General features: G+C 71.3%; 19 protein-coding genes and 1 riboswitch. Of the genes, 10 read left to right on the top strand and 9 right to left on the bottom strand.

Features of this window, described 5'->3' with window-relative positions:
* Positions 1-170: 170 nt before the first annotated feature.
* The 3 genes from ACIGW4_RS04120 to ACIGW4_RS04110 are packed head-to-tail and all read right to left on the bottom strand — an operon-like array spanning position 171 to position 2,185.
* Positions 171-1,310, bottom strand: a complete 1,140-nt coding sequence (locus tag ACIGW4_RS04120; RefSeq protein WP_399578371.1) for a cystathionine gamma-lyase — start codon at positions 1,308-1,310, stop codon at positions 171-173.
* Positions 1,307-1,798: a low molecular weight protein-tyrosine-phosphatase gene (locus tag ACIGW4_RS04115; protein ID WP_123457381.1), complete on the bottom strand. Its 492-nt coding sequence runs from the start codon at positions 1,796-1,798 to the stop codon at positions 1,307-1,309. The genes ACIGW4_RS04120 and ACIGW4_RS04115 overlap by 4 nt, the downstream gene beginning before the upstream one ends.
* A 9-nt stretch (positions 1,799-1,807) precedes the next feature.
* Positions 1,808-2,185, bottom strand: a complete 378-nt coding sequence (locus ACIGW4_RS04110) for a phage holin family protein (protein ID WP_123453631.1) — start codon at positions 2,183-2,185, stop codon at positions 1,808-1,810.
* Positions 2,186-2,236: 51 nt separating this feature from the next.
* Between ACIGW4_RS04110 and ACIGW4_RS04105 the strand changes: the two genes are divergently transcribed.
* From ACIGW4_RS04105 to ACIGW4_RS04090, 4 genes are all read left to right on the top strand, one after another.
* Entirely contained in the window at positions 2,237-2,554 is a 318-nt protein-coding gene (locus tag ACIGW4_RS04105; protein ID WP_030685701.1) for a cupin domain-containing protein, read from the top strand.
* 292 nt (positions 2,555-2,846) lie between these two features.
* Complete coding sequence (locus ACIGW4_RS04100) at positions 2,847-3,065, top strand: DUF5326 family protein (RefSeq protein WP_123453633.1); 219 nt, start codon at positions 2,847-2,849, stop codon at positions 3,063-3,065.
* Positions 3,066-3,307: 242 nt separating this feature from the next.
* Positions 3,308-4,072, top strand: a complete 765-nt coding sequence (locus tag ACIGW4_RS04095; RefSeq protein ID WP_359586654.1) for a helix-turn-helix domain-containing protein — start codon at positions 3,308-3,310, stop codon at positions 4,070-4,072.
* A 137-nt stretch (positions 4,073-4,209) separates the two neighbouring features.
* Positions 4,210-4,650: an SsgA family sporulation/cell division regulator gene (locus ACIGW4_RS04090; RefSeq protein WP_123453637.1), complete on the top strand. Its 441-nt coding sequence runs from the start codon at positions 4,210-4,212 to the stop codon at positions 4,648-4,650.
* 155 nt (positions 4,651-4,805) lie between these two features.
* Here the strand turns inward: ACIGW4_RS04090 and ACIGW4_RS04085 are convergent, their stop codons facing one another.
* The gene (locus ACIGW4_RS04085) at positions 4,806-6,206 is read right to left on the bottom strand and encodes a YibE/F family protein (RefSeq protein WP_260174410.1); all 1,401 of its coding nucleotides are present in this window, start codon (positions 6,204-6,206) and stop codon (positions 4,806-4,808) included.
* Between the two features lie 71 nt (positions 6,207-6,277).
* Positions 6,278-6,412, top strand: a riboswitch (TPP riboswitch).
* On the opposite strand from ACIGW4_RS04085, the gene thiC reads away from it, so the two are divergent.
* Positions 6,406-8,190, top strand: a complete 1,785-nt coding sequence (thiC, locus tag ACIGW4_RS04080; RefSeq protein ID WP_123453640.1) for a phosphomethylpyrimidine synthase ThiC — start codon at positions 6,406-6,408, stop codon at positions 8,188-8,190. It overlaps the preceding riboswitch by 7 nt.
* Before the next feature lie 139 nt (positions 8,191-8,329).
* Here thiC and ACIGW4_RS04075 read toward each other — a convergent pair whose 3' ends face one another.
* The 3 genes from ACIGW4_RS04075 to ACIGW4_RS04065 form a co-directional block, all read right to left on the bottom strand.
* Entirely contained in the window at positions 8,330-8,980 is a 651-nt protein-coding gene (locus ACIGW4_RS04075) for a hypothetical protein (RefSeq protein WP_399578366.1), read from the bottom strand.
* Positions 8,981-9,139: 159 nt separating this feature from the next.
* Positions 9,140-10,621 (bottom strand): metallophosphoesterase, encoded by a 1,482-nt coding sequence (locus ACIGW4_RS04070; protein WP_399578365.1) that lies wholly within the window; start codon positions 10,619-10,621, stop codon positions 9,140-9,142.
* A gap of 286 nt (positions 10,622-10,907) precedes the next feature.
* Positions 10,908-12,014: a LacI family DNA-binding transcriptional regulator gene (locus tag ACIGW4_RS04065; protein WP_399578362.1), complete on the bottom strand. Its 1,107-nt coding sequence runs from the start codon at positions 12,012-12,014 to the stop codon at positions 10,908-10,910.
* A 391-nt stretch (positions 12,015-12,405) separates the two neighbouring features.
* Between ACIGW4_RS04065 and hisC the strand changes: the two genes are divergently transcribed.
* Complete coding sequence (gene hisC, locus ACIGW4_RS04060) at positions 12,406-13,503, top strand: histidinol-phosphate transaminase (protein WP_359586653.1); 1,098 nt, start codon at positions 12,406-12,408, stop codon at positions 13,501-13,503.
* Between the two features lie 9 nt (positions 13,504-13,512).
* Here hisC and ACIGW4_RS04055 read toward each other — a convergent pair whose 3' ends face one another.
* The gene (locus ACIGW4_RS04055) at positions 13,513-13,893 is read right to left on the bottom strand and encodes a cyclophilin-like fold protein (RefSeq protein ID WP_123453648.1); all 381 of its coding nucleotides are present in this window, start codon (positions 13,891-13,893) and stop codon (positions 13,513-13,515) included.
* Between the two features lie 207 nt (positions 13,894-14,100).
* Between ACIGW4_RS04055 and ACIGW4_RS04050 the strand changes: the two genes are divergently transcribed.
* The 4 genes from ACIGW4_RS04050 to ACIGW4_RS04035 all read left to right on the top strand — a co-directional run bounded on the left by ACIGW4_RS04050 (position 14,101) and on the right by ACIGW4_RS04035 (position 22,131).
* Complete coding sequence (locus ACIGW4_RS04050; protein ID WP_123453650.1) at positions 14,101-15,609, top strand: cytochrome ubiquinol oxidase subunit I; 1,509 nt, start codon at positions 14,101-14,103, stop codon at positions 15,607-15,609.
* Between the two features lie 18 nt (positions 15,610-15,627).
* A complete protein-coding gene (gene cydB, locus ACIGW4_RS04045; RefSeq protein WP_123453652.1) occupies positions 15,628-16,629 on the top strand; it encodes a cytochrome d ubiquinol oxidase subunit II in 1,002 nt (333 codons plus the stop codon).
* 61 nt (positions 16,630-16,690) lie between these two features.
* Positions 16,691-20,239: a thiol reductant ABC exporter subunit CydD gene (cydD, locus tag ACIGW4_RS04040; protein WP_399578359.1), complete on the top strand. Its 3,549-nt coding sequence runs from the start codon at positions 16,691-16,693 to the stop codon at positions 20,237-20,239.
* A 179-nt stretch (positions 20,240-20,418) separates the two neighbouring features.
* Positions 20,419-22,131, top strand: a complete 1,713-nt coding sequence (locus ACIGW4_RS04035) for a GAF domain-containing sensor histidine kinase (RefSeq protein WP_399578357.1) — start codon at positions 20,419-20,421, stop codon at positions 22,129-22,131.
* A gap of 138 nt (positions 22,132-22,269) precedes the next feature.
* Here the strand turns inward: ACIGW4_RS04035 and ACIGW4_RS04030 are convergent, their stop codons facing one another.
* A complete protein-coding gene (locus ACIGW4_RS04030) occupies positions 22,270-23,163 on the bottom strand; it encodes a Cof-type HAD-IIB family hydrolase (protein WP_399578354.1) in 894 nt (297 codons plus the stop codon).
* Positions 23,164-23,202 lie beyond the last annotated feature (39 nt).

Below are 23,202 nucleotides of genomic sequence, written 5' to 3'. Positions count from 1 at the left end.
AACTATAAATAAGTCGATAGGTCGCTGTCGCTACCGTGATTGGACACTGACGCTCAGTCAACTAGCCTTGTGCAGGCGGTTTCCGCGTGGGAGACCGAGGGCGTTCCGAGCCACGAGGGGGGAGGCTCGGAGCGCCCCGCCCCGCGTGCGCCGGGGGCGGGGCGCCGGTCTCAGCCGGTGCTTCCGGCCTCGTCGAGGGCGCGCAGCACATCGGCGATCAGGTCCTCCGGGTCCTCGGCTCCCACCGAGAAGCGGATGAAGCCCTCCGCCACCGCGTCCCCGCCCCAGCGCCCGCGCCGCTCCGCCGTGGAGCGCACGCCGCCGAAACTGGTGGCGTCGTCGACGAGCCGCAGCCCCTCCAGGAACCGCTCGGCCCGCTCCCGGTCCGCCAGCTCGAAGGAGACCACCGGGCCGAAGCGCCGCATCTGCCGGGCGGCCACCGTGTGCGAGGGGTCGTCGGGCAGCCCGGGGTAGCGCAGCCCGGTCACGTCCGCGCGCTCGGCGAGCGCCCGTGCCAGCGCCAGCGCGGTGGAACACTGCCGGTCGATCCGCAGCTGGAGCGTGGCGAGCGACCGATGCGCGAGCCAGGCCTCCATGGGACCGGGGATGGCGCCGACGATCTTGCGCCAGCGCCGCACCTCCGCCGCCCGCCGGGGGTCCCGGCAGCTCACGTGGCCGAGCAGGATGTCGCCGTGCCCGGTCATCCCCTTGGTGTCGCTGGCGACGGAGAAGTCTGCGCCCAGCGCGAGCGGGCGCTGTCCGAGCGGGGTGGCGAGGGTGTTGTCGACGGCGACGAGCGCCCCGGCCGCGTGGGCCTCCCGCACCAGACGGCGGATGTCGCACACGTCGAGACCGGGGTTGGACGGGGTTTCGAGCCACAGCAGTCTGGCCCCGTCCAGTACGGACAGCTGGGCGTCGCCGCCGGTCGGCGCGGTGCGGACCTCGACGCCGTACGCCCGCAGCTGCTCGTGCAGCAGGGGCAGGGCCTGATAGCCGTCGGCCGGCAGCACCACCGCGTCGCCCGCCTTCAGCTGCGAGAGCAGGACGGCGGAGATCGCCGCCATGCCGGAGGCGAAGACCAGCGTCTCCACGCCCTCCTCCCCCGGCGCCTCCAGCTCGCCGATCGCCCGCTCCAGGTGGGTCCAGGTGGGGTTCTCGTCGCGGCCGTAGGTGTACGGCCCGGTCGCCTCGCCCGGCAGGTGGAAGTGGGCCGCGAAGACCGGCCCCGGCAGCGTCGGCTCGTACTTCACGGGTTCGGGCAGCCCGGCCCGCACCGCCCTTGTGCCCTCGCCGAGTTCGTCGTCCTTCACGGTGTCCGTTCCTCCAGTTCCGCGCGTACGGCCACGAGCAGTCCCTCGCTCGCGGCCTCCACCATCTCCAGGCATTCCTCGAAGTCCTCACGGTCCCCGTAGTAGGGGTCGGGGACGTCGAGCCCGGCCCCGGCGGCCGGGTCGTAGGAGCGCAGGAGCCGTATCCTCGCTGCCTCGTCGGGAGTGCGGGCGAGCGCTCGGAGCTCCCGCAGATGCCCTTCGTCCAGGGCGATCACCAGGTCGAGGGCGGAGAACCACGAGGACCGGAACCGCCGGGCGACGTGCGCGGAGGTGTATCCGTTCTCGTCGAGGACGGTCACCGCGCGCGGGTCGGCCCCGTCGCCCTCGTGCCAGCCTCCGGTGCCCGCGCTGTCGACCTCCACCAGGCCGCCGAGGCCGGCCTCCTCCACCCGACGGCGGAAGACGTGCTCGGCCATCGGCGAGCGGCATATGTTGCCCGTGCAGACGAAGCAGACGCGGTAGGTCATGATCCCCACTCAGTCGCCGTCGGGGAGCACGACGTTCAGCGCCCACGAGACGACGGAGATGATGAGACCGCCCAGGACGGCGGTCCAGAAGCCCTCCACGTGGAAGCTGAGGTCGAGCTGCTCGGCCAGCCAGGACGTGAGGAGCAGCATCAGGGCGTTGACCACCAGGGTGATCAGGCCGAGGGTCAGGACGAAGAGGGGAAGCGTCAGGAGTTTGACGACCGGCTTGACCAGGAAGTTCACCAGCCCGAAGACGAGGGCCACGAGAATGAGGGTCCAGGCCTTCTTCCCGGTGCTCTCACCGGTCAGGGTGATGTCCTGGAGCAGCCAGATGGCGACTCCCAGGGCGCCCGCGTTCGCGAGCGTCTTGACTACGAAATTCATCATGTGTCTGATCGTGGCAGACATGATCGGGCCGAGGGCAGGGGCGAGCAGGCGATGAAGGCATTCCGGCTGGACGAACTGGAGGCGGAGCGCGCCGCGAACAAGGGCGCGTACCTCCAGTTCCTGCGCGAGCGGAACATGTCGGTGGGCCTGTACGCGCTCGATGCGGGGGAGCTCGATCCGCAGCAGCCGCACGGCCAGGACGAGGTGTACTTCGTGGTCAGCGGGCGGGCGGCGATCACGGTCGGGACGGAGACGACCCAGGTGGCGCGCGGCAGCGTGGTCTACGTGCCGGCCGGGGTGGAGCACCGGTTCCACCACATCAGCGAGGACCTGCGGGTCATGGTGGTCTTCTCGCCGCCGGAGAGCTGAGCGGGAGCGCGGGCCGGACCGGAGTCGCAGGCCAGGCTCCGGATGCCGGCGCCGACGTGCGGGCCGAGCCGGAGCCTGGAGCCGACGCGCGGGTTGAGCCGGAGCCGGAGGCCGGCCCCGACGTGCGCGCCGAGCCGGAACCCTGAGGGCGTTCCGGGAGCGGGGGCCGAGCCCCTAGGGGGCGGATCAGGGGAGAGCGGGGGCCGCGGGGCCCCCGCGGGCTTCCTCCCGCCCCTAGCCTTGAGGGTGTTCGGCGCGGAGTGCGCGGTTCTTCGAGAGCGAGGTAGGGACGATGGCCGTACGGGAGATTCTCGCGGGGATGCCCTGGTGGGTGAAGTGGGTCGCCATACCCGTTCTCGCCCTGCTCGTCTTCGGCGGGCTGATCACCAGCGTCCTCACCTTCGTGGTCGGTCTGCTCTTCAAGGTGCTGCTCTTCGTGGCCCTCGTCGCCGGACTGGTCTACGTCGTGCGGAAGTTCAGCTCCTCCGCCAGGTCGCGCGAGGACTGGTAGCACAAGCTACTGATAGGGCTGGGGGCGGCGGAGGGTGTTAGCCCGCGCGGGGGAACGCCCTGGCCGAAACGGGTGTGGGCCCCGAGGCGGCCACTAGAGTGGAATCTCTCCGCCGTGATGGGGACTACAGGCGTAGACCTCCATACTGACCAGCGGTTTCCCAGGCCCGGCGGGCGCGCGGGGGCGGCCCCCGCGGGCGGGTGCACTGCACCCGTCCTCACGCCTGGGGGTGACCTTTGGCCATGGCTACGCAGACGGCAGCGCCTACCCTGATCGGATCGGTGCAGCGGGCGCTGAGACTCCTGGAGGCCGTGGCCTCCCATGCGGAGGGCGCCCCCGCGAAACAACTCGCCCGTGAGACGGGCCTTCCGCTGCCCACCACGTACCACCTGCTCCGCACCCTGACGCACGAGGGCTATCTGCGCCGCGACAAGGGTGTGTTCGTCCTGGGCGACGCCGCCGTCCGACTGGCCGGCGGCGGAGCTGTGCAGAATCGTCGCATCAAGATCGAAGATTCCCTTGCCCGTTGGCGGGACGAGATCGGTGTGCCCATCTACTTCGCCTTCTACCGCGAGGGCGAGGTCGAGCTGGTCGCCGTCGCCGACACCCCCTCCGCCCCCGCCGTGGAGGAATGGGCCGACTTCCGGGAGACCGCGCACGCCCATGCGATCGGGCAGTGCCTGCTGAGTCAACTCGATCTGAAATCTCGTCAAGACCACCTCGACCGCCATCCGGTGGAATCCATCACTCCGTACACGGTGCGTAATCGCCGCGTCCTTTTGGAGCGTTTGGGCGGTTTGGGGCGAATGGAGCCCCTGGTGGAACGCCAGGAATATGCGCTGGGCACGGTCTGTGCCGCGATCCCCATCACGGCGGGCTCCACGGCGGCCGCAATGGCGATTTCCCTTCCCCTCCACCAGGAAGAACGGTTGCTCCCAGCAGTCGAGCGACTACGCACGGAGATCGGAAAGCTCTTCGGGTCCCTTGCGTTCTCTATCAGTATCTGAAAAATCACTCCTTGTGATCTGCTAGTGCTTACAGCACGATTGCGTCAAGAGGCCACGGGGGATCATTCCTGGCCGTTTCGGTCACAGCTTTCAGCAGCTGTGTTCACACAACTGCTTCGTCTACTGCGGGGTGCACGATGCGAGAGTCGGTTCAGGCCGAGGTCCTGATGAGCTTCCTCGTCTCCGAGGAGCTCTCCTTCAAGATCCCGGTAGAACTCCGGTACGAGACCCGGGATCCCTACGCGGTGCGGATGACCTTCCACCTTCCCGGAGACGCCCCCGTGACCTGGGCGTTCGGAAGGGAGCTGCTGCTCGACGGGATCAACCGGCCGAGCGGGGACGGCGACGTGCACATCGCCCCGACGGAGCCCGAGCGGCTCTCGGACGTGTCCATCCGGCTCCAGGTGGGCAGCGATCGCGCACTGTTCCGGGCCAGTGCGCCGCCGCTGGTCGCCTTCCTCGACCGGACGGACAAGCTGGTTCCGCTCGGCCAGGAACGGACGCTCGGCGACTTCGAGGACCACCTGGAGGCGGCACTGGGCCGGATCCTGGCCGAGGAGAACGCCGGCCCTGCGTGAGCCCGCCTGCCTGCTTGAACCGGCGAACCCCCGCGTGAGCCTGCCTGCTTGAACCGGCGAACCCCCGCGTGAGCCTGCCCGTCTGAACCGGCGACCCCCAGCGTGAGCCTGTCCCTCTGAACCGGCGACCCTCTTCGCGAGCCGGCCCGTCCGCCTCACTTGGCGCGGCGGCGCCGCCCACCCCGTACCGCCGCCGGCTTCCCGCCCCCGGACGCCGGCCGGTCGGCGGAGACCACCAGGGCCGCGAGCACCGTGGTGACCGGAACGGACGCCACCAGACCGATCGACCCGATCAGGGTCCGCACGATCTCCTCGGCGACCAGCTCGCTGTTGGCCACCGTCCCCATGCTGCTCCGGGCGATGGAGAAGAGCAGCAGCAGCGGCAGGGCGGCGCCCGCGTACGCCAGCACCAGCGTGTTCACGACCGAGGCGATGTGGTCGCGGCCGATCCGGATCCCCGCCCGGTACAGGCCGCGCGCCCCCATGCCCGGATCGGCCTGGTGCAGCTCCCAGACCGCCGAGGTCTGGGTGACCGTCACGTCGTCGAGCACACCGAGCGAACCGATGATGACCCCCGCCAGCAGCAGGCCGGACATGTCGATCTGCGGGTACAGGCCGTGGATCAGACCGGTGTTGTCGTCGGTGTTGCCGCTGAGCGAGGCCCAGCCGATGAAGAGCGAGCCCAGCAGACCGATCAGCAGCAGCGAGACCAGCGTGCCGAGCACGGCGACCGAGGTGCGGGCCGAGAGCCCGTGACACATGTAGAGCGCGATCAGCATGATCGCGCTCGCCCCGACCACCGCCACGACCAGCGGGTTCGAGCCCTCCAGGATCGCCGGCAGGATGAAGTACGTCAGTACGAGGAAGCTCACGGCGAGCGCGATGAGCGCCATGACGCCCCGCATCCGGCCGACGACCACGACCGCGACGGCGAAGATGCCGGCGAGCAGTGCCAGCGGCAGCTTGCGGTTCACATCGGTCACCGAGTACTGCAGGTCGTGCGGTGCGTCAGGGGCGTACGCCACCACCACGCCCTGTCCCTGGTGCAGTTGGCGCGGCGCGTCCGGCTGCACGATCTCGACGAACCTGCGTCCCTTGTCCGGGCCGCTGGTGACCTCGACCGTCGCCTTCTCGCACTGCCCCTGCTGGGCGTTGACGGCCTCGCGCCCCTCCGGGGTCGAGGTGTCGCCGGTCGGCGGGACCTGGGCGGCGTTCACGTCCTTGCAGTCGACGCGCTCGACGGCGACGACCTCTCCCTGCTCGGTCTGCCGGTCGAAGCCGACGCCGGTGCGCTCGTGCGCCGGGGTGCCGCCCGGCCACAGGACCGCGAGCCCGACGACGACGGCGGCGGCGAAGGGGATCAGGATCGCGGCGATGACCTTCCGCAGATGCCGGGAGACCGGGGCGGCGGGCCCGTGGCTGTGGCTGTGTCCGTGCCCGCCGCCGCCCCCTCCTCCGGCTCCGTTTCCGTGGCCGTGTCCGTGGCCGTGTCCGGAATCGTGGGCATGGGGGTGGTCGTGGCCGTGTGGCTGGAGGGGCTGCTGGGGGGAAGTCACCGGCCGATCATCGCAAGAACGACGGGGGCCCACTGTTCAGCACGCCAGGGAGGACGCTAGCGTGGTGGCACCTTTGCACACGCGGGAGCTCGGAGCACCGGGCTGAGAGGGCGCTGATCACCGTACGCGCGTACGGGAAGAGGCTGCGCCGACCGCCGAACCTGTTACCGGGTAATGCCGGCGTAGGGAGATCGGTCTCATGACCATTCAGGATGCACGCACGCCTGCCTCCGACCAGAACCAGGCCGACGGGCAGGAGCGCACGCCGGGCTGGCACAAGGGGTACGTCCAGGGCTCACGCCCCGACCTCCGGGTGCCCGTCCGCCAGGTGCACCTCACCAACGGCAAGGACGTCACGCTGTACGACACGTCCGGCCCGTACACCGACCCCGCCATCGACACCGATGTCCGGCGGGGCCTTCCCCCGCTGCGCGAGAACTGGATCATCGCGCGCGGTGACACCGAGGAGTACGCGGGCCGTCCGGTCCGCCCCGAGGACGACGGCATCAAGCACACCTCCCCGCGCGGCGGTGGGCTGAAGAACCTCGACGCCGTCTTCCCCGGCCGTCCCCGCCTGCCGCGCCGCGGCCGTGACGGCCAGGCGGTGACCCAGCTCGCGTACGCCCGCCGGGGCGAGATCACCCCGGAGATGGAGTACGTCGCGATCCGCGAGAACGTCTCCCCCGAGGTCGTGCGGGAGGAGATCGCCGCGGGCCGCGCCGTGCTGCCGGCGAACGTGAACCACCCGGAGATCGAGCCGATGATCATCGGCAAGCGGTTCCTGGTGAAGGTCAACGCCAACATCGGCAACTCCGCCGTCACCTCCTCCATCGAGGAGGAGGTGGAGAAGATGACCTGGGCGACCAAGTGGGGCGCCGACACGGTCATGGACCTGTCCACCGGCCGCAACATCCACACCACCCGCGAGTGGGTGCTGCGCAACTCCCCCGTGCCGATCGGCACCGTGCCGCTCTACCAGGCCCTGGAGAAGGTCGACGGCAAGGCCGAGGAGCTGACCTGGGAGATCTACAAGGACACGGTCATCGAGCAGGCCGAGCAGGGCGTCGACTACATGACGGTGCACGCCGGCGTGCTCCTGCCGTACGTGCCGCTCACCGCGCGCCGCAAGACCGGCATCGTCTCGCGCGGCGGCTCGATCATGGCCGCCTGGTGCCTGGCGCACCACAAGGAGAACTTCCTCTACACGAACTTCGAGGAGCTCTGCGAGATCCTGGCGGCGTACGACGTCACCTACTCGCTCGGCGACGGCCTGCGCCCCGGCTCGATCGCGGACGCCAACGACGAGGCGCAGTTCGCGGAGCTGCGCACGCTCGGCGAGCTGAACACGATCGCGAAGCGCCACAACGTGCAGACGATGATCGAGGGCCCGGGCCACGTCCCGATGCACAAGATCAAGGAGAACATCGACCTCCAGCAGGAGATCTGCGAGGAGGCGCCGTTCTACACGCTCGGCCCGCTGACCACGGACGTCGCGCCCGCCTACGACCACATCACCTCCGGCATCGGCGCCGCGATGATCGCCTGGTGGGGCACGGCGATGCTCTGCTACGTCACGCCCAAGGAGCACCTGGGCCTGCCGAACAAGGACGACGTGAAGACGGGCGTCATCACGTACAAGATCGCGGCGCACGCCGCGGACCTCGCCAAGGGGCACCCGGGTGCGCAGGAGTGGGACGACGCGCTCTCGGACGCGCGGTTCGAGTTCCGCTGGGAGGACCAGTTCAACCTGGCCCTCGACCCGGACACCGCACGGGAGTTCCACGACGAGACGCTGCCGGCGGAGCCCGCGAAGACCGCGCACTTCTGCTCGATGTGCGGTCCGAAGTTCTGCTCGATGAAGATCTCCCAGGACATCCGGCGCGAGCACGGCGGCACGCAGCAGGAGATCGAGGCCGGCATGGCGGAGAAGTCGAAGGAGTTCGCGGCGAGCGGCAACCGCGTCTACCTGCCGCTGGCCGAGTAGTCCCCGCGCCGTCGTCCCTCAGGCCGAGTGGTCCCCGGGCCTCGTCCCTCAGGCCGAGTGGTCCCCGGGCCTCGTCCCTCAGGCCGAGTGGTCCCCGGGCCTCGTCCCTCAGGCCGAGTGGTCCCCGGGCCGTCGTTCCTCAGGGCGCCGTCGGGTCCGGTGGCGTCGCCGCGGCGAGGGCGTCGCGGAGGAAGGGGAGGATGCCGCGCTCCAGGAGGGCGTGGCGCCAGGCCTCCCTGGCGAGGGAGAGTTCGTCGTCGGCCGTGGCGGTTCCGTCCGCCGCGGCCGGCCTGTTGCGCAGGGCGGTCACGAGCAGGCCGATGCCCGCGGAGAGCAGGCCGACGGCGGCGAGGGCGGCGAAGACGAGGCCTGCCGTCAGCAGGGTCCCGCCGAACACCACGGTGGGCGCGAGGGCGTGCAGGACCCCGCCGACCAGCAGGAATATCGCGGCGGCGGTGCCCGCGAGGACGGGCAGCAGCACGGTGACGACGGCGACGACGCCGGCACCCGCGCCGGTGTCCGTGCCCTGCTCCGCTTCGGGCCTCCGGGCCCCGAGGGCCGCCCGGTTCTGCTCGCGGACCTTCACGAAGTGGTCGTACTCCAGGGCCGCGGCGGTGGTGACGAGCGCTGTCGCGTTCATCGTCATGGCGCGCAGCTGCGCGACCGTGAGCCTCGTTCCGACTCCGGCGAGATCCGGACGTGAGTGGGCGGTGCTCAGTGCGTCGTCGAGGACCCGCTCGTACTCGGCGCGGTCCTCGGTCAGCAGGTGCGGAGCCACGTTCATGTGCATCCCCCGATGCTCCGTAGGCCCGGATCAGCCGTGGGGAACGGTCGGTCGGGCGGAAACGGAGGAGAGCCTGCTACGGATGACCCGATGGTATTGCGGTGACACCGCGCCCTGACAGGGTCTTTCCGGAAATCGCCTTCCCCGGATGCGCAGCGTTATGCGTCAGTCGTTCAGGGGGAGTTGGACGACCAGTAGCTTTCCGGCCATGGTCACTCCACCGTCCATGGCGATCGCGAGACCGTCGGCGTACACGTGCGGTCCGTCGACGACCGGGCCCGCGCCGTCCTCGCCGTCCTCGGCGCCGACCTGGCCGAGGAGGTACGGGATGGGGCTGTGGCCGTGCACGATCCGGCGGCCGCCGTAGGTGGAGAGCAGCTCCTGGACGGCCTGCGGGCCGCCGTCGTCGCGGAACGCGAAGCGCTTGGTGAACTTCCGGAAGAGGTCCCAGACCTCGTCGGCGTCGTTCCGGTTGAGGATCTCGTGGACCGTGTCGTTGACGTCCTCGATGGTCTGGCCGTATTCGAGGTACGCGGTGGTGTCGGAGTGCACGAGGAGGTGGTCGTCCTCGCGCACCACGGCGTCGAGCCGGGACATCCACTGGAGGTGGACGTCCTGGAGCCGGTCCATGTCGTGCTTCTGGCCGCCGTTGAGCAGCCAGGCGGCCTGGAAGGTGGCGGTGCCCGCGCCGGAGTTGACGGGGGTGTCGCCGAAGCGTTTGGCGCCGATCAGCAGCAGTTCGTGGTTGCCCATGAGGGCCTTGCAGTAGCCGCCGGCGGCGGCGGCCTCGGCGGAGAGGCGCATGACGAGGTCGATGACGCCGATGCCGTCGGGGCCGCGGTCGGTGAAGTCGCCGAGGAACCAGAGCCGGGCGTTGCCCGCGGCCCAGCCGCCGTTCTCGTCGATGAGGCCCTGGGCGCGCAGGGCGGCCAGGAGTTCGTCGAGGTAGCCGTGGACGTCGCCGACGACGTAGAGGGGGCCGGGTCCGTCGCCGTTCGCGGGCTCCGGGGCGGGGGCCGGCTCGGGGGTGACGGAGACCTGGACGGTGTCGCCGCGGTTGATGACGGGGAGGTCGCGCTCGGTCGGGGTGTAGCCCTCGGGCGGCTCGCCGCCGGGGAAGGCGTTGCCCGGGTGGCCGGTGGCGACGGAGACGATGGAGGAGCCGGCCGGGGCGGCGGCGTACGCCGGGGCGAGCCGGTGCCCCAGGTGGAGGGTCGGGTCGGCGGGCATGGCGGCGGGCGCGGCCTGCGGCGGTGCGGGCGCGTCGGGCGGAGCCGGAGGCGCGGTGGGCGGGAGCGGTGCGGCGGCTTGCGGTGCGGGGGCCTGCGGTGCGGCCGGCGGGGCCGGGGGCGCCTCCTCGGTCGGAGGGGCTTCGGCCGGGAGGGCCTCGGCCGGCGGGGTCGGCATCGGGACGGCCTCGACCGGCGAGGGGGCGACCGGCGGGAGGTGTTCGGCGGGTGCCGGGTACGCGGGGGGAGTGAGGCGCTCGACCGGAGCGGGCTCGACCGGCGGAGCCGTCGGCGGCGTCTCCGGGGACGGCGGCTCGGCGGCGTGGCCCTGCACGGGCACGCGGGCGTACGGCGGTACGCGGAAGTCACGCAATGTCGCCGTGCGCACCACGGGCTCCTGACCGGCCCCCTGAGTCATCGACCCCTCCACCACCGTCGCGATGCCCTGCACATCGCGGACCGGCCTGGTCGGGGTGGTCCGCGGTGTCGTCCGCCCATCATAGGAATGAGGGCCCTTCCGTGTGACGCACCAGGGGTGGTGAATCCGGGTTCACTCCGGGTTAGCCGATTGTTTCGCCCGAATTGTGAAGGTCCAGTCCAGGGGTGAGCCCGGTGCGGTGATCGGTTTCGCCGTCCCTGCCCACGGGCAGGGGCGGGGACGGCGGTGCGAATGACGGCGGGTTCGGGCGCCGCCGCCCGTGGGGTCAGTCCTTGGCCGGCGAGCGTGGCGGGCTGACCGTGGTGCGCGGCGGACGTCGCTGCGAGGAGGTGCGGACGATGAGTTCGGTCGGTATCACCTGCTCGATCGGACCGTCGGTGTCGACCCCTTCGATGGCGTCGATGAGGAGCTGGACGACGGCCGTGCCGATCCGGCGCGGCTTGAGCGAGAGCGTGGTGATGGGCGGTTCGGTGGTGGCGTAGACGGTCGACTCGCTGCAGCAGACCAGCAGCAGGTCGTCCGGGACGCGCAGTCCGTAGCGGCGGGCGGCCGCGAGGAGGTCGGTTCCGTTGGGGTCGAAGAGGCCGTACACGGCGTCGGGGCGGTCCGGGCGGGCGAGCAGCCGGTCGGCCGCGACGGCGCCCGCGCACGGGTCGTGCGCCGGGTAGGCCTCGTAGACGGGGTCCTGGCCCACCCGTTCGCACCAGTTGAGGTACGCGGTGGTGGACAGACGGGTGTACGTGTCGGTGGTGGTTCCGGTGAGGAGGCCGATCCGGCGGGCGCCGGCGTCGGCGAGGTGGTCGAGCAGGTCGAGGACGGCGGCTTCGTGGTCGTTGTCGACCCAGGCGGTGACCGGAAGGGTGCCGGCGGGGCGTCCGTCGGAGACGACGGGCAGGCCCTGGCGGACCAGTTCGGTGACGACCGGGTCGTGGTCGGAGGGGTCGATGACGACGGTGCCGTCGAGGGCGACGTTCGACCAGACGTCATGGCGGGAGGTGGCGGGGAGGATGACCAGGGCGTAGCCCCGGGCGAGCGCCGCCGATGTGGCTGCTCTGGCCATCTCCGCGAAGTACGCGAATTCGGTGAAGGTGAAAGGTTCATCCCCGTACGTGGTCACGGTCAGGCCGATGAGTCCCGACTTGCCGGTACGGAGCGTGCGGGCCGCCGCGGATGGGCGGTAGCCCAGCCTGTCGGCGACCTCGCGGACGTGGCGGCGGGTGGCGTCCGGGAGTCGGCCCTTGCCGTTGAGCGCGTCGGAGACAGTCGTGATGGAGACCCCGGCGGCGGCGGCCACGTCCCGGATGCCTGCCCGGCCCTGCCGGCTTCCCCGGGTCTGTGCCCGGCTCACCTGGTGCTTCCCTGCTGCTGTCATGGCGAGCCGATAGTAGGGCGATGAGGGGAGGTCGGGACGGTCGCATATGCAGGCGTTGACAGGCACGTTTCTGCATGATCGAAGAAGCTCAAGATGCCCTAAATCAAAGGTAGTTAGGTTCATTGACGTGTGATCCATGCCCATCGAGCGGTGTAGGCCTGGCGTGGGGGCGAGGTCTCGAAGAGGTCTCAACTCACCTCTACGGGGGATGCGCGCCACGGCGCCCGCCACCGGCGCACGCCACCCTGTCGCGCGCCCCTCTCTGCCGGGGGCGCGAGGGGGGCCTCGCCCACAGCGTGTCCCTCCTGTTGTCCACAGCCCATTCGCAGCAGCGGCGAATCCTCTTAAGGTGAGGAGTATTGGCGGTACGGACGGTCGAGGAGGCCACACTGTGAGCGAGACCAGCGGGACGAGCACCGGCAGCCCCAAGCTGCGCGCCGAGCTGGACGGCGTCCCCACCTACAAGCCGGGCAAGCCGGCCGCCGCGGGCGGTCCCGTGGCCTTCAAGCTGTCCTCCAACGAGAACCCCTACCCGCCGCTGCCGGGGGTCATGGAGAGCACGCTGGCCGCCGCCGCGAACTTCAACCGCTACCCCGACATGGCCTGCACCGGCCTGACGGAGGAGCTGGCGAACCGCTTCGGCGTGCCCGTCTCCCACCTGGCCACCGGCACCGGCTCGGTCGGCGTCGCGCAGTCGCTGCTCCAGGCCACCTCGGGCCCGGGCGACGAGGTGATCTACGCCTGGCGCTCCTTCGAGGCGTACCCGATCATCACGCAGATCAGCGGGGCCACCTCCGTGCAGGTGCCGCTGACCGAGGGCGAGGTGCACGACCTCGACGCGATGGCCGAGGCGATCACCGAGCGGACCCGGCTGATCTTCGTCTGCAACCCCAACAACCCCACGGGCACCGCCGTGCGCCGGGCGGAGCTGGAGCGCTTCCTGGACCGGGTTCCCTCCGACGTCCTCGTCGTGATCGACGAGGCCTACCGGGAGTTCGTCCGCGACAACGACATCCCGGACGGCATCGAGCTCTACCGGGACCGGCCCAACGTCGCCGTGCTGCGCACCTTCTCCAAGGCGTACGGCCTGGCGGGGCTGCGGGTCGGCTTCGCGATCGCCCACGAGCCGGTGGCGGCGGCGCTGCGCAAGACGGCGGTGCCGTTCGGCGTGAGCCAGCTGGCGCAGGACGCGGCGGTGGCCTCGCTGCGGGCCGAGGACGAACTGCTCGGGCGGGTCGGCTCGCTGGTGGCGGAGCGCGAGCGGGTCCACGCGGGGCTCGTGGCCCAGGGGTGGACCGTGCCGGACACCCAGGCCAACTTCGTCTGGCTGCGGCTGGGCGAGCGGACCATGGAGTTCGCGGCGGAGTGCGAGCGGCACGGTGTGGTGGTGCGGCCGTTCGCGGGCGAGGGCGTGCGCGTCACGATCGGTGAGTGCGAGGCCAACGACCTGTTCCTGAAGGCGGCGGAGGGCTTCCGCAAGGAGGGCTGAGCGGGCCGATCAGCCCGTGACGAGTTCGACGCGGATCGGGTCGCCGTCCCTGACGCCGGCCAGGATCCGCGGATCGTCGTCGAGCGCGCCCAGCAGATTGCAGGGGCTCGCCAGCCGGCATTCGTCGCCCCGCGAGATCGGGGTGGGGCCGTAGGGGAGGGCGAGCGCGTCGCCCTCCGTCCAGAAGGCCACGGTGCCGGGTTCGACGACCTGGCGCGCGCCGTCCTCCACCGAGGTGGAGACCGGCGTGTCGAAGTAGACCTCCTCGCCCCAGGTGCGGGCGGTGGAGGAGAACGGGAGGGCTCCCGCGAGCGCCTTGCTCGTGGGGGTCTCCTCAAGGGTGGCCGTGGTGTGTCCGGCCGGCCAGATGATGCGTATCCGAAGGGTCATGCCCCAGATTCAACAATATGTTGAAGGTCCTGGGAAGAGATCACCTTCGGTGGTGGGCCCCCCGATCGGCGGTACGGATTTCGTATGAGTCATAATGCTTGTGAATGTGAACGCGTTCACAAGCGTGTCCTGCTTCCTCCCGCTTTGGGTGGAACCCGCCAGGCAGACTGCCCGCTGTGACCCACGTCGACGTAAGGAGAAGACGACGTGAACCTAGCTTTGGCGCCGGAGACATTGGCGCGCTGGCAGTTCGGCATCACCACCGTCTACCACTTCCTGTTCGTACCCCTGACGATCTCGCTCGCCGCGCTCACCGCCGGCATCCAGACCGCTTGGGTCCGCACGGGCAAGGAGAAGTACCTCAGGGCGACGAAGTTCTGGGGCAAGCTCTTCCTGATCAACATCGCCATGGGCGTGGTCACCGGAATCGTGCAGGAGTTCCAGTTCGGCATGAACTGGTCCGACTACTCCCGATTCGTCGGCGACATCTTCGGTGCCCCGCTCGCCTTCGAGGCGCTCATCGCCTTCTTCTTCGAGTCGACCTTCATCGGTCTGTGGATCTTCGGCTGGGACAAGCTGCCGAAGAAGATCCACCTCGCCTGCATCTGGATGGTGTCGATCGGCACGATCCTCTCCGCGTACTTCATCCTGGCGGCCAACTCCTGGATGCAGCACCCCGTGGGCTACCGCATCGACAAGGAGCGAGGCCGGGCGGAGCTCACCGACTTCTGGCAGGTCCTCACCCAGAACACCGCGCTCACCCAGTTCTTCCACACGATGACGGCGGCGTTCCTGGTCGGCGGTGCGTTCATGGTGGGCATCTCCGCGTTCCACCTGGCGCGCAAGAAGCACGTCCCGATCATGCGGACCTCGCTGCGGCTCGGCCTGATCACCCTGATCATCGCCGGTCTCGGCACCGCCATCAGCGGTGACCTGCTCGGCAAGGTCATGTTCAAGCAGCAGCCGATGAAGATGGCCGCCGCCGAGGCGCTCTGGGACGGCGAGGCGCCCGCACCCTTCTCGGTCTTCGCCTACGGCGACGTCGAGAAGGGCCACAACACGGTCGCCATAGAGGTCCCGGGCCTGCTGTCCTTCCTCGCGAACGACGACTTCAGCTCGTACGTCCCCGGCATCAACGACGTGAACAAGGCCGAGCAGGAGAAGTTCGGGCCCGGCGACTACCGGCCCAACATCCCCGTCGCCTACTGGGGCTTCCGCTGGATGATCGGCTTCGGCATGGCCTCGCTGGGCATCGGCATGCTCGGCCTCTGGCTGACCCGGAAAAAGTTCATGCTGGCACCGGGGCTTCGGACCGGTGAGGACGAGGTGCCGAACCTGGTCCTGTTCAAGCGGAAGGCGCTCAGCCCCCGCCTGGGCACGTGGTACTGGATCGTCGCCCTGTGGACGATGGCGTTCCCGCTGATCGCCAACTCCTGGGGCTGGATCTTCACCGAGATGGGCCGTCAGCCCTGGGTCGTCTACGGCGTGCTGCGCACCCGCGACGCGGTCTCCCCCGGCGTCTCCCAGGGCGAGGTGCTCACCTCGATGATCGTCTTCACCACTCTCTACGCGATTCTCGCCGTCATCGAGGTCAAGCTCCTCGTCAAGTACGTCAAGGCGGGACCGCCGGAGCTCACCGAGGACGACCTCAACCCGCCCACCAAGATCGGCGGGGACTCCCGTGACCCCGACCGGCCCATGGCCTTCTCGTACTGAGGCTGAGGAGATCGAGGCATGGAACTCCACGACGTCTGGTTCGTACTCATCGCCGTCCTCTGGACCGGCTACTTCTTCCTCGAAGGCTTCGACTTCGGGATCGGAGTCCTGACCAAGCTGCTCGCCCGTGACCGGGCCGAGAAGCGGGTCCTCATCAACACCATCGGACCCGTCTGGGACGGCAACGAGGTGTGGCTGCTCACCGCCGGCGGTGCGACCTTCGCCGCGTTCCCCGAGTGGTACGCGACGCTGTTCTCCGGCTTCTACCTGCCCCTGCTGGTCATCCTGGTCTGCCTGATCGTCCGGGGCGTCGCCTTCGAGTACCGGGTGAAGCGGCCCGAGGAGAACTGGCAGCGCAACTGGGAGCAGGCCATCTTCTGGACCTCGCTGATCCCCGCGTTCCTCTGGGGCGTGGCCTTCGGCAACATCGTCCGGGGCGTGAAGATCGACGCCGACATGGAGTACGTCGGCACCCTCGGGGACCTGCTCAACCCGTACGCGCTCCTCGGTGGCCTGGTCACGCTCACCCTCTTCACCTTCCACGGTGCGGTCTTCGCCGCGCTCAAGACGGTCGGGGACATCCGGGGCCGGGCGCGGGCGCTCGCGCTCAAGCTGGGCCTGGTCACGGCCGTGCTCGCCCTGGGCTTCCTGACCTGGACCCAGGCCGACAAGGGGGACGGCTGGAGCCTCGCGGCGATGCTGGTCGCCGTGGTGGCGCTGGTCGGCGCCATCGCCGCCATCAAGGCGGGGCGCGAGGGCTGGTCGTTCGCGCTCTCGGGCGTGACGATCGCCGCCGCCGTGGCGATGCTCTTCCTGGCGCTCTTCCCGAACGTCATGCCGTCTTCACTCGACCCCGAGTGGAGCCTTACCGTGACGAACGCGTCCTCCAGCCCGTACACGCTCAAGATCATGACCTGGTGTGCGGCGATCGCGACCCCGCTGGTGCTGCTCTACCAGGGCTGGACCTACTGGGTGTTCCGCAAGCGCATCGGTACGCAGCACATCGCCGACGCTCACTAGTCGCCACTCGGCCGCCGACGCCACCCGTCGGCACTCGGCGGCCGACGCTCTTCAGAGGGGCATGTTTCACGTGAAACCGATCGACCCGCGCCTGCTCCGGTACGCCAGGGCCACCCGTCTCTTCCTGAGTGCGGTGGTCGTGCTCGGCGTCGTCGGAGCGGTGCTGGTCATCGCCCAGGCGATGCTCATCGCCGAGATCGTGGTGGGGGCCTTCCAGCAGGCCCGGTCGGTCGCCGATCTGACCACGCCCCTGCTGCTGCTCGCCGGAGTCGCGGTGGCGCGGGGGCTGGTCTCCTGGCTGACCGAGCTCGCCGCCCACCGGGCGAGCGCGGCGGTCAAGTCCGAACTGCGCGGCCGGCTCCTCGGCCGCGCGGCCGCGCTCGGGCCGGGGTGGCTGAGCGGCCAGAAGGCCGGTTCGCTGATCGCCCTCGCCACGCGGGGCGTGGACGCCCTCGACGACTACTTCGCCCGCTACCTGCCGCAGCTGGGCCTCGCGGTGGTCGTGCCGGTGGCGGTCCTGGCCCGGATCGTCACCGAGGACTGGGTCTCGGCGGCGATCATCGTGGTCACGCTGCCGCTCATCCCGGTCTTCATGATCCTCATCGGCTGGTACACCCAGGCCCGGATGGACCGGCAGTGGAAGCTGCTCTCGCGGCTCTCCGGCCACTTCCTGGACGTGGTGGCCGGACTGCCCACGCTCAAGATCTTCGGTCGGGCGAAGGCCCAGGCCGAGTCGATCCGCGCGATCACCTCGGAGTACCGCCGGGCGACGATGCGCACGCTGCGGATCGCCTTCCTCTCCTCCTTCGCCCTGGAACTCCTGGCGACCCTGTCGGTCGCGCTCGTCGCCGTGACCATCGGCATGCGGCTCGTCCACGGTGAACTCGATCTGTACACCGGGCTCGTCGTCCTGATCCTGGCGCCCGAGGCGTACCTCCCGCTGCGGCAGGTGGGGGCGCAGTACCACGCGGCGGCGGAGGGACTCGCGGCGGCGGAGGAGATCTTCGAGGTGCTCGAAGCCCCGGTGCGGGGCGGCGGTACGGGGCCGGTCCCGGACTCCGTGCGACTTGAGCTCGACGGCGTGACCGTCCGTCACGCGGGGCGCGCCGAGCCCTCGCTCGACGCGGCGACACTGACGGTCGAGCCGGGCGAGACGGTGGCCCTGGTCGGGCCGAGCGGGGCCGGGAAGTCGACGATGCTCGACGTGGTGCTGGGGTTCGCCGTTCCGGAGGAGGGCGGTTCGGTACGGGTCGGGGGCGTCGATCTGGGATCGCTGGACGTGGAGAAGTGGCGGTCCCGGATCGCCTGGGTCCCGCAGCGCCCGTACCTCTTCGCGGGGACGATCGCCGAGAACGTACGGCTCGCCCGCCCGGACGCCTCCGACGAGGCGGTACGGGACGCCCTGCGGGACGCCGGGGCGGACGGGTTCGTCGCGGGGCTGCCGCGGGGGCTCGACACGGTCCTCGGCGAGGACGGGGCGGGACTCTCCGCGGGGCAGCGGCAGCGGCTGGCGCTCGCGCGGGCGTTCCTGGCGGATCGGCCCCTGTTGTTGCTGGACGAGCCGACGGCGGGGTTGGACGGTGCGACGGAGGCGGGGGTCGTGGGGGCGGTCCGTCGCCTGGCGGCGGGGCGGACGGTGCTGTTGGTCGTGCACCGGCCGGCACTGCTCGCGGTGGCCGACCGGGTGGTGACGCTCGGGAACGCCGCTCCAGGTGTGAGTCCCGGGGGCGCGGGCGCGACGGAGGGCGACGGGTCTGCCGGGGCGTCGTACCCACCCGTTCCGCCCCTGGCGGAACGCATGCCCCCAACGGGTCCGGAACGGACGCCCGCACGTCGTGGGGCGGTGCTCGCGCGGGTGCGGGCCATGGCCGGGGCGCTCAAGGGGCGGCTGGTGTCGGCGCTGGTGCTCGGCGGGCTGGCGCTCGGATCCGCTGTGGGGCTCATGGCCGTGTCCGGGTGGCTCATCTCCCGGGCCTCCGAGCAGCCGCCCGTGCTCTATCTGATGATGGCCGTCACCGCCACGCGCGCCTTCGGCATCGGACGGGCCGTCTTCCGGTACGCCGAGCGGCTCGTCTCGCACGACGCCGTCCTGCGGATGCTCGCCGACCTGCGGGTCTCCGTCTACCGGCGCCTGGAGCGGATCGCCCCGGCCGGACTGCGCCGCACCCGGCGCGGTGACCTCCTCGCGCGGCTGGTCCATGACGTCGACGCCCTCCAGGACTACTGGCTGCGCTGGCTGCTGCCGGTGGGCGCCGCGCTCCTCGTGGGCGTCGCCTCCGCCGGGTTCACCGCCTGGATGCTGCCCGAGGCCGGGGCCGTCCTCGCCGTCGGCCTGCTGGTCGCGGGCGTCGCCGTGCCGGCCGTCGGCGGGGCCCTCGCCCGCCGGGCCGAGCGGCGGCTCGCCCCCGCGCGCGGCACCTTGGCGACCGCCGTGGCCGACCTGCTGCGCGGCTGCGCCGAACTGACCGTCGCCGGTGCGCTCAGGGAGCGGATCGAACGGACGCGGGACGCCGACCGCGCCCTCACCTCCATCGCCTCCCGACAGGCCGCCGCCACCGCGCTCGGCGCCGGCCTCTCGGCCCTGGTCTGCGGCCTGACGGTCGCGGCCGCCGCCCTCGTCGGCGTCCAGGCCGTACGGGACGGCCGGCTCGACGGGGTGGCCCTCGCCGTGATCGTCCTGACGCCGCTCGCCGCCTTCGAGGCCGTCACCGGCCTGCCGCTCGCCGTGCAGTACCGACAGCGGATCAAGCGCAGCGCCGAGCGGGTCTTCGAGGTGCTCGACGCCCCCGTCCCCGTACACGAGCCGGAGACGCCCGCCGCTCCCCCGGCGGACCCGTTCCCGCTGGAGCTGGCCGGGCTCTCGGCCCGGCACCCCGGACAGGAGCGGCTCGCGCTCGACGGCTTCGGGCTCACCCTGGAGGCCGGACGCAGGGTCGCGGTCGTCGGCACCTCCGGCTCCGGCAAGACCACGCTCGCCCAGGTGCTGCTGCGGTTCCTGGACGTGGAGCACGGAACGTACCGGATCGGCGGCGTACCGGCCGGGGAACTCGACGGCGACGCGGTCCGGCGGTTCGTCGGGCTCTGCGCCCAGGACGCCCACCTCTTCGACAGCTCCGTCCGCGAGAACCTGCGGCTCGCCAAGGTCGGCGCGGACGACGAGGAGCTGCGCGAGGCACTGTGCCGGGCCCGGCTGCTCGACTGGGTCGACGGACTGCCCGCCGGACTCGACACGCTCGTGGGCGAACACGGCTCCCGGCTGTCCGGCGGACAGCGGCAGCGCCTCGCGCTCGCCCGGGCCCTCCTCGCCGACTTCCCGGTCCTCGTCCTCGACGAGCCCGCCGAGCACCTGGACCTGGCCACGGCCGACGCGCTCACCGACGATCTGCTCCGGGCCACCGAGGGCCGTACCACCGTCCTCATCACCCACCGGCTGCACGGTCTCGACGCCGTCGACGAGGTGGTGGTCCTCGACGAGGGCCGGACCGTGCAGCGCGGCCCGTACGCCGAGCTCGCGGTGGCGGACGGTCCGCTGCGGCGGATGCTGGAGCAGGAGCGGGAGACCGATCTGCTCGTCGCCTCGGCGGCGAGCGGTACGGGGGACGACCGGTAAGGGGAGGCCGGTACGGGGGTGGCTGGTAAGGGAGCGGGCGGTAAGAGACGACCGGTAAGGGAGCGGGCGGTAAGGGGTGGCCGGCAAGGGAGCGGGCGGTAAAGGGAGGCCGGCAAGGGGGCGGTCGGTAAAGGGAGGCCGACTTTTCTCGCCAAATGGGGCTTACTAGGCTCAAGGTCATGACCGCCGCCGCGTCCGACGCCCCGGACCCCCTGGAAGCCGCCACCCGGGCCGCCCGCAGTCTCCAGGGCCTGTCCACGGAGCTCACCGCCCGCGTGCCGCAGCTCCTGGAGGCCATGCGCTCGGTCGGCACCGGGCTCGAACTCCACTCCACCCTCGACCGGATCTGCGAGACCGCCGCCGAACTCGCCGACGCCCGGTACGCCGCGATCGGCGTCGTCGACGAGGAGGGCGAGGGCCTCTCCGACTTCGTCACCTTCGGCGTCGGCGAGGACGTGGTCCGCCGGATCGGACACCGCCCCGACGGCCACGCGGGGCTGCTCGGCGCGCTGATCCGCGACCCGCAGACCATCCGCCTCGCCGATCTGTCCACCGACCCGCGCGCGGCGGGCTTCCCGCCGGGACATCCGCCGATGCGGACCTTCCTCGGTGTCCCCATCCGGGTCCAGGGCGAGATCTTCGGCAACCTCTACCTCGCGGAGAAGCACGGCGGCGGCGAGTTCAACGACTACGACGTGCACATGGTCCGGGTCCTCGCCACCGAGGCCGGCATCGCGATCGGCAACGCCCGCCTGTACGAGGCGGCCCGGCAGCGCGAACGGTGGATCGACGGCTCGGTCGCCGTCACCACCGCCCTGCTCTCCGGCGGCGACGCGGAGGACGCCCTCACGGTCGTCGCCGAGCAGGCCCGCAGGCTCGCCGACGCGGACGCCGGGATCGTGCTGCTGCCCGCCGAGGAGGGCGGCCTGGAGATCGTCGCCGTCTCCTCGCCCTGGGCCACGAAGTCGCTGGGCATGGTGATCCCGCCCGAGAGCGCCGTCGTGAAGGAGGTCCTGGAGGGCGAGGCCGTCTTCGTGGCCGACGCCTCGACCGACCCGCGCATGATCAGCCGACTGACGTCCTCGTACGGGCCGAGCATGATCCTGCCGCTGCAGAGCGGCGGACGGGTCCTCGGCGCGCTCGCCACGCCCCGGGTGCGCGGCGCCCGGCAGTTCACGGAGGCCGAGCGGACGCTCGCCACCCAGTTCGCCTCGCAGGCGGCCCTCGCCCTGATGATGGCCGACGCGCAGCGCGACCGGGAGCGCCTCGCCGTCTTCGAGGACCGCGACCGGATCGCCCGCGACCTGCACGACCTGGTCATCCAGCGGCTCTTCGCCACCGGCATGATGCTGGAGAGCGCCCAGCGCAGGTCGATCGTGCCGGCCGTGCGGGAGGGCGTGGGCAAGGCCGTGGACGAGCTGGACGTGACCATCCAGGAGATCCGTACGGCGATCTTCGCGCTCCAGCAGGGCCCCACCGAGGCGCCTTCGGGGCTGCGCACCCGTGTCCTGCGGGAGATCAACATGGCGGCGGTGCCGCTCGGCTTCAAGCCCGCGCACCGCTTCCTCGGCGCGGTCGACTCGACGGTCGGCGAGCTCACCGGCAAGAACCTCGTCGCCGCCCTGCGCGAAGCGCTCTCGAACGCGTTCCGGCACGCGGGGGCGAGCCGCATCGAGGTCGTCGTCGACGCCGGTGTCACCCTGCCGGACGGCTCCGCCGGGGTGCGCCTCTCGGTCGCCGACGACGGCGTCGGCATCCCGGCGGGCGGGCGGCGCAGCGGCCTGCGCAATCTGGCGCGCCGGGCCGAGTCGCTGGGCGGCGCGAGCTGGTGCGGACCGGGCCTGGGCGAGGACGGCGGCGGGACGACGGTGGTGTGGGAGGCACCGCTCTAGCCTGCGGCGCTGCGGCGGGGGGCTCTGCGGCGGGGCCCGGGAGGCGCTGCTCCACCACGCGGATCTGTGCCGGGGCGGTGGCACGCCGGGCCGTGGCCGGGAACGTGCCGTTGCGGCCCCTCGTCCCCCGGTGCCGTTCTAGTCGGCGGTCTCCCCGGCCTGGGCGGCGGTCTGCCCGGCGGCGAGCGCTTCGGTGACGAGTCGTTCGATGACGACGGCCACGCCGTCGTCGTTGTTGCCGAACGTGCGGCCCGAGGCGGCGGTGAAGACGTCCGGATGGGCGTTGCCCATGGCGAACGAGCGGCCCGCCCAGCTCAGCATCTCGATGTCGTTCGGCATGTCGCCGAAGGCGACGACCTCCTCGGCTGCGATGCCGCGCTCGGCGCAGCACAGGGCCAGGGTGGAGGCCTTCGAGACGCCGAGCGCGCTGATCTCGATGAGCGCGGTCGGGCTGGAGCGGGTGAAGGCGGCCAGGTCGCCCGCGGCCTCCCGTGCGAGCGCGAGGAACACGTCCGGGTCGAGCTCGGGGTGCTGGGCGAGCAGCTTGAGCACCGGGGCGGCCGAGCCGGGCTTCTCCTCGAAGAGGAGCTTCTCGGCGGTGGCGACGGTGGCGCCGGGGTCGAGGAAGAAGGGCGGGTACTGCGGCTCGTAGTGGATGCCGGTGGTGAGCTCGACGGCGAAGGACGTCCCCGGCGCGGCGGCGCGCAGGGCACGGACCACGTCGAGCGCGACCGGCCGCTCCAGCGGACGGACCTCCAGGAAGGTGCCCCCCGAGTGGAGGTCGACGACGGCGGCGCCGTTGGCGCAGATCGCCATGCCGTGGCCGTGGACGTGGTCACTGACGACGTCCATCCAGCGGGCGGGGCGGCCGGTGACGAAGAAGACCTCGATCCCGGCCTGCTCGGCGGCCGCGAGGGCGGCGACCGTGCGCGGGGACACGGACTTGTCGTCGCGCAGCAGGGTGCCGTCGAGGTCGGTGGCGATCAGCCGGGCCACCGGGGCGGAAGGGCGCGGGGAACGGGGAGAGGTCACCGCCCCATTCTTCCGCACCGGACGCACGGGCGTGCGAGG

The sequence above is a fragment of the Streptomyces sp. NPDC053513 genome (assembly GCF_044544765.1).
GTDB classification, from domain to species: Bacteria; Actinomycetota; Actinomycetes; order Streptomycetales; family Streptomycetaceae; genus Streptomyces; species Streptomyces litmocidini.
Note: the sequence above shows the minus strand (reverse complement) of the source record. Positions and strands in the feature narration are given on the sequence as shown.

Excerpts from the sequence above, each read along its gene's own strand:
- ACIGW4_RS04115 (WP_123457381.1), bottom strand. The coding sequence starts at position 1,798 with ATGACCTACCGCGTCTGCTTCGTCTGCACGGGCAACATATGCCGCTCG.
- ACIGW4_RS04110 (WP_123453631.1), bottom strand. The coding sequence starts at position 2,185 with ATGATGAATTTCGTAGTCAAGACGCTCGCGAACGCGGGCGCCCTGGGA.
- ACIGW4_RS04105 (WP_030685701.1), top strand. The coding sequence starts at position 2,237 with ATGAAGGCATTCCGGCTGGACGAACTGGAGGCGGAGCGCGCCGCGAAC.
- ACIGW4_RS04100 (WP_123453633.1), top strand. The coding sequence starts at position 2,847 with ATGGCCGTACGGGAGATTCTCGCGGGGATGCCCTGGTGGGTGAAGTGG.
- ACIGW4_RS04095 (WP_359586654.1), top strand. The coding sequence starts at position 3,308 with ATGGCTACGCAGACGGCAGCGCCTACCCTGATCGGATCGGTGCAGCGG.
- ACIGW4_RS04090 (WP_123453637.1), top strand. The coding sequence starts at position 4,210 with ATGCGAGAGTCGGTTCAGGCCGAGGTCCTGATGAGCTTCCTCGTCTCC.
- thiC (WP_123453640.1), top strand. The coding sequence starts at position 6,406 with ATGACCATTCAGGATGCACGCACGCCTGCCTCCGACCAGAACCAGGCC.
- ACIGW4_RS04075 (WP_399578366.1), bottom strand. The coding sequence starts at position 8,980 with ATGCACATGAACGTGGCTCCGCACCTGCTGACCGAGGACCGCGCCGAG.
- ACIGW4_RS04070 (WP_399578365.1), bottom strand. The coding sequence starts at position 10,621 with ATGACTCAGGGGGCCGGTCAGGAGCCCGTGGTGCGCACGGCGACATTG.
- ACIGW4_RS04065 (WP_399578362.1), bottom strand. The coding sequence starts at position 12,014 with ATGACAGCAGCAGGGAAGCACCAGGTGAGCCGGGCACAGACCCGGGGA.
- ACIGW4_RS04055 (WP_123453648.1), bottom strand. The coding sequence starts at position 13,893 with ATGACCCTTCGGATACGCATCATCTGGCCGGCCGGACACACCACGGCC.
- cydB (WP_123453652.1), top strand. The coding sequence starts at position 15,628 with ATGGAACTCCACGACGTCTGGTTCGTACTCATCGCCGTCCTCTGGACC.
- cydD (WP_399578359.1), top strand. The coding sequence starts at position 16,691 with ATGTTTCACGTGAAACCGATCGACCCGCGCCTGCTCCGGTACGCCAGG.
- ACIGW4_RS04035 (WP_399578357.1), top strand. The coding sequence starts at position 20,419 with ATGACCGCCGCCGCGTCCGACGCCCCGGACCCCCTGGAAGCCGCCACC.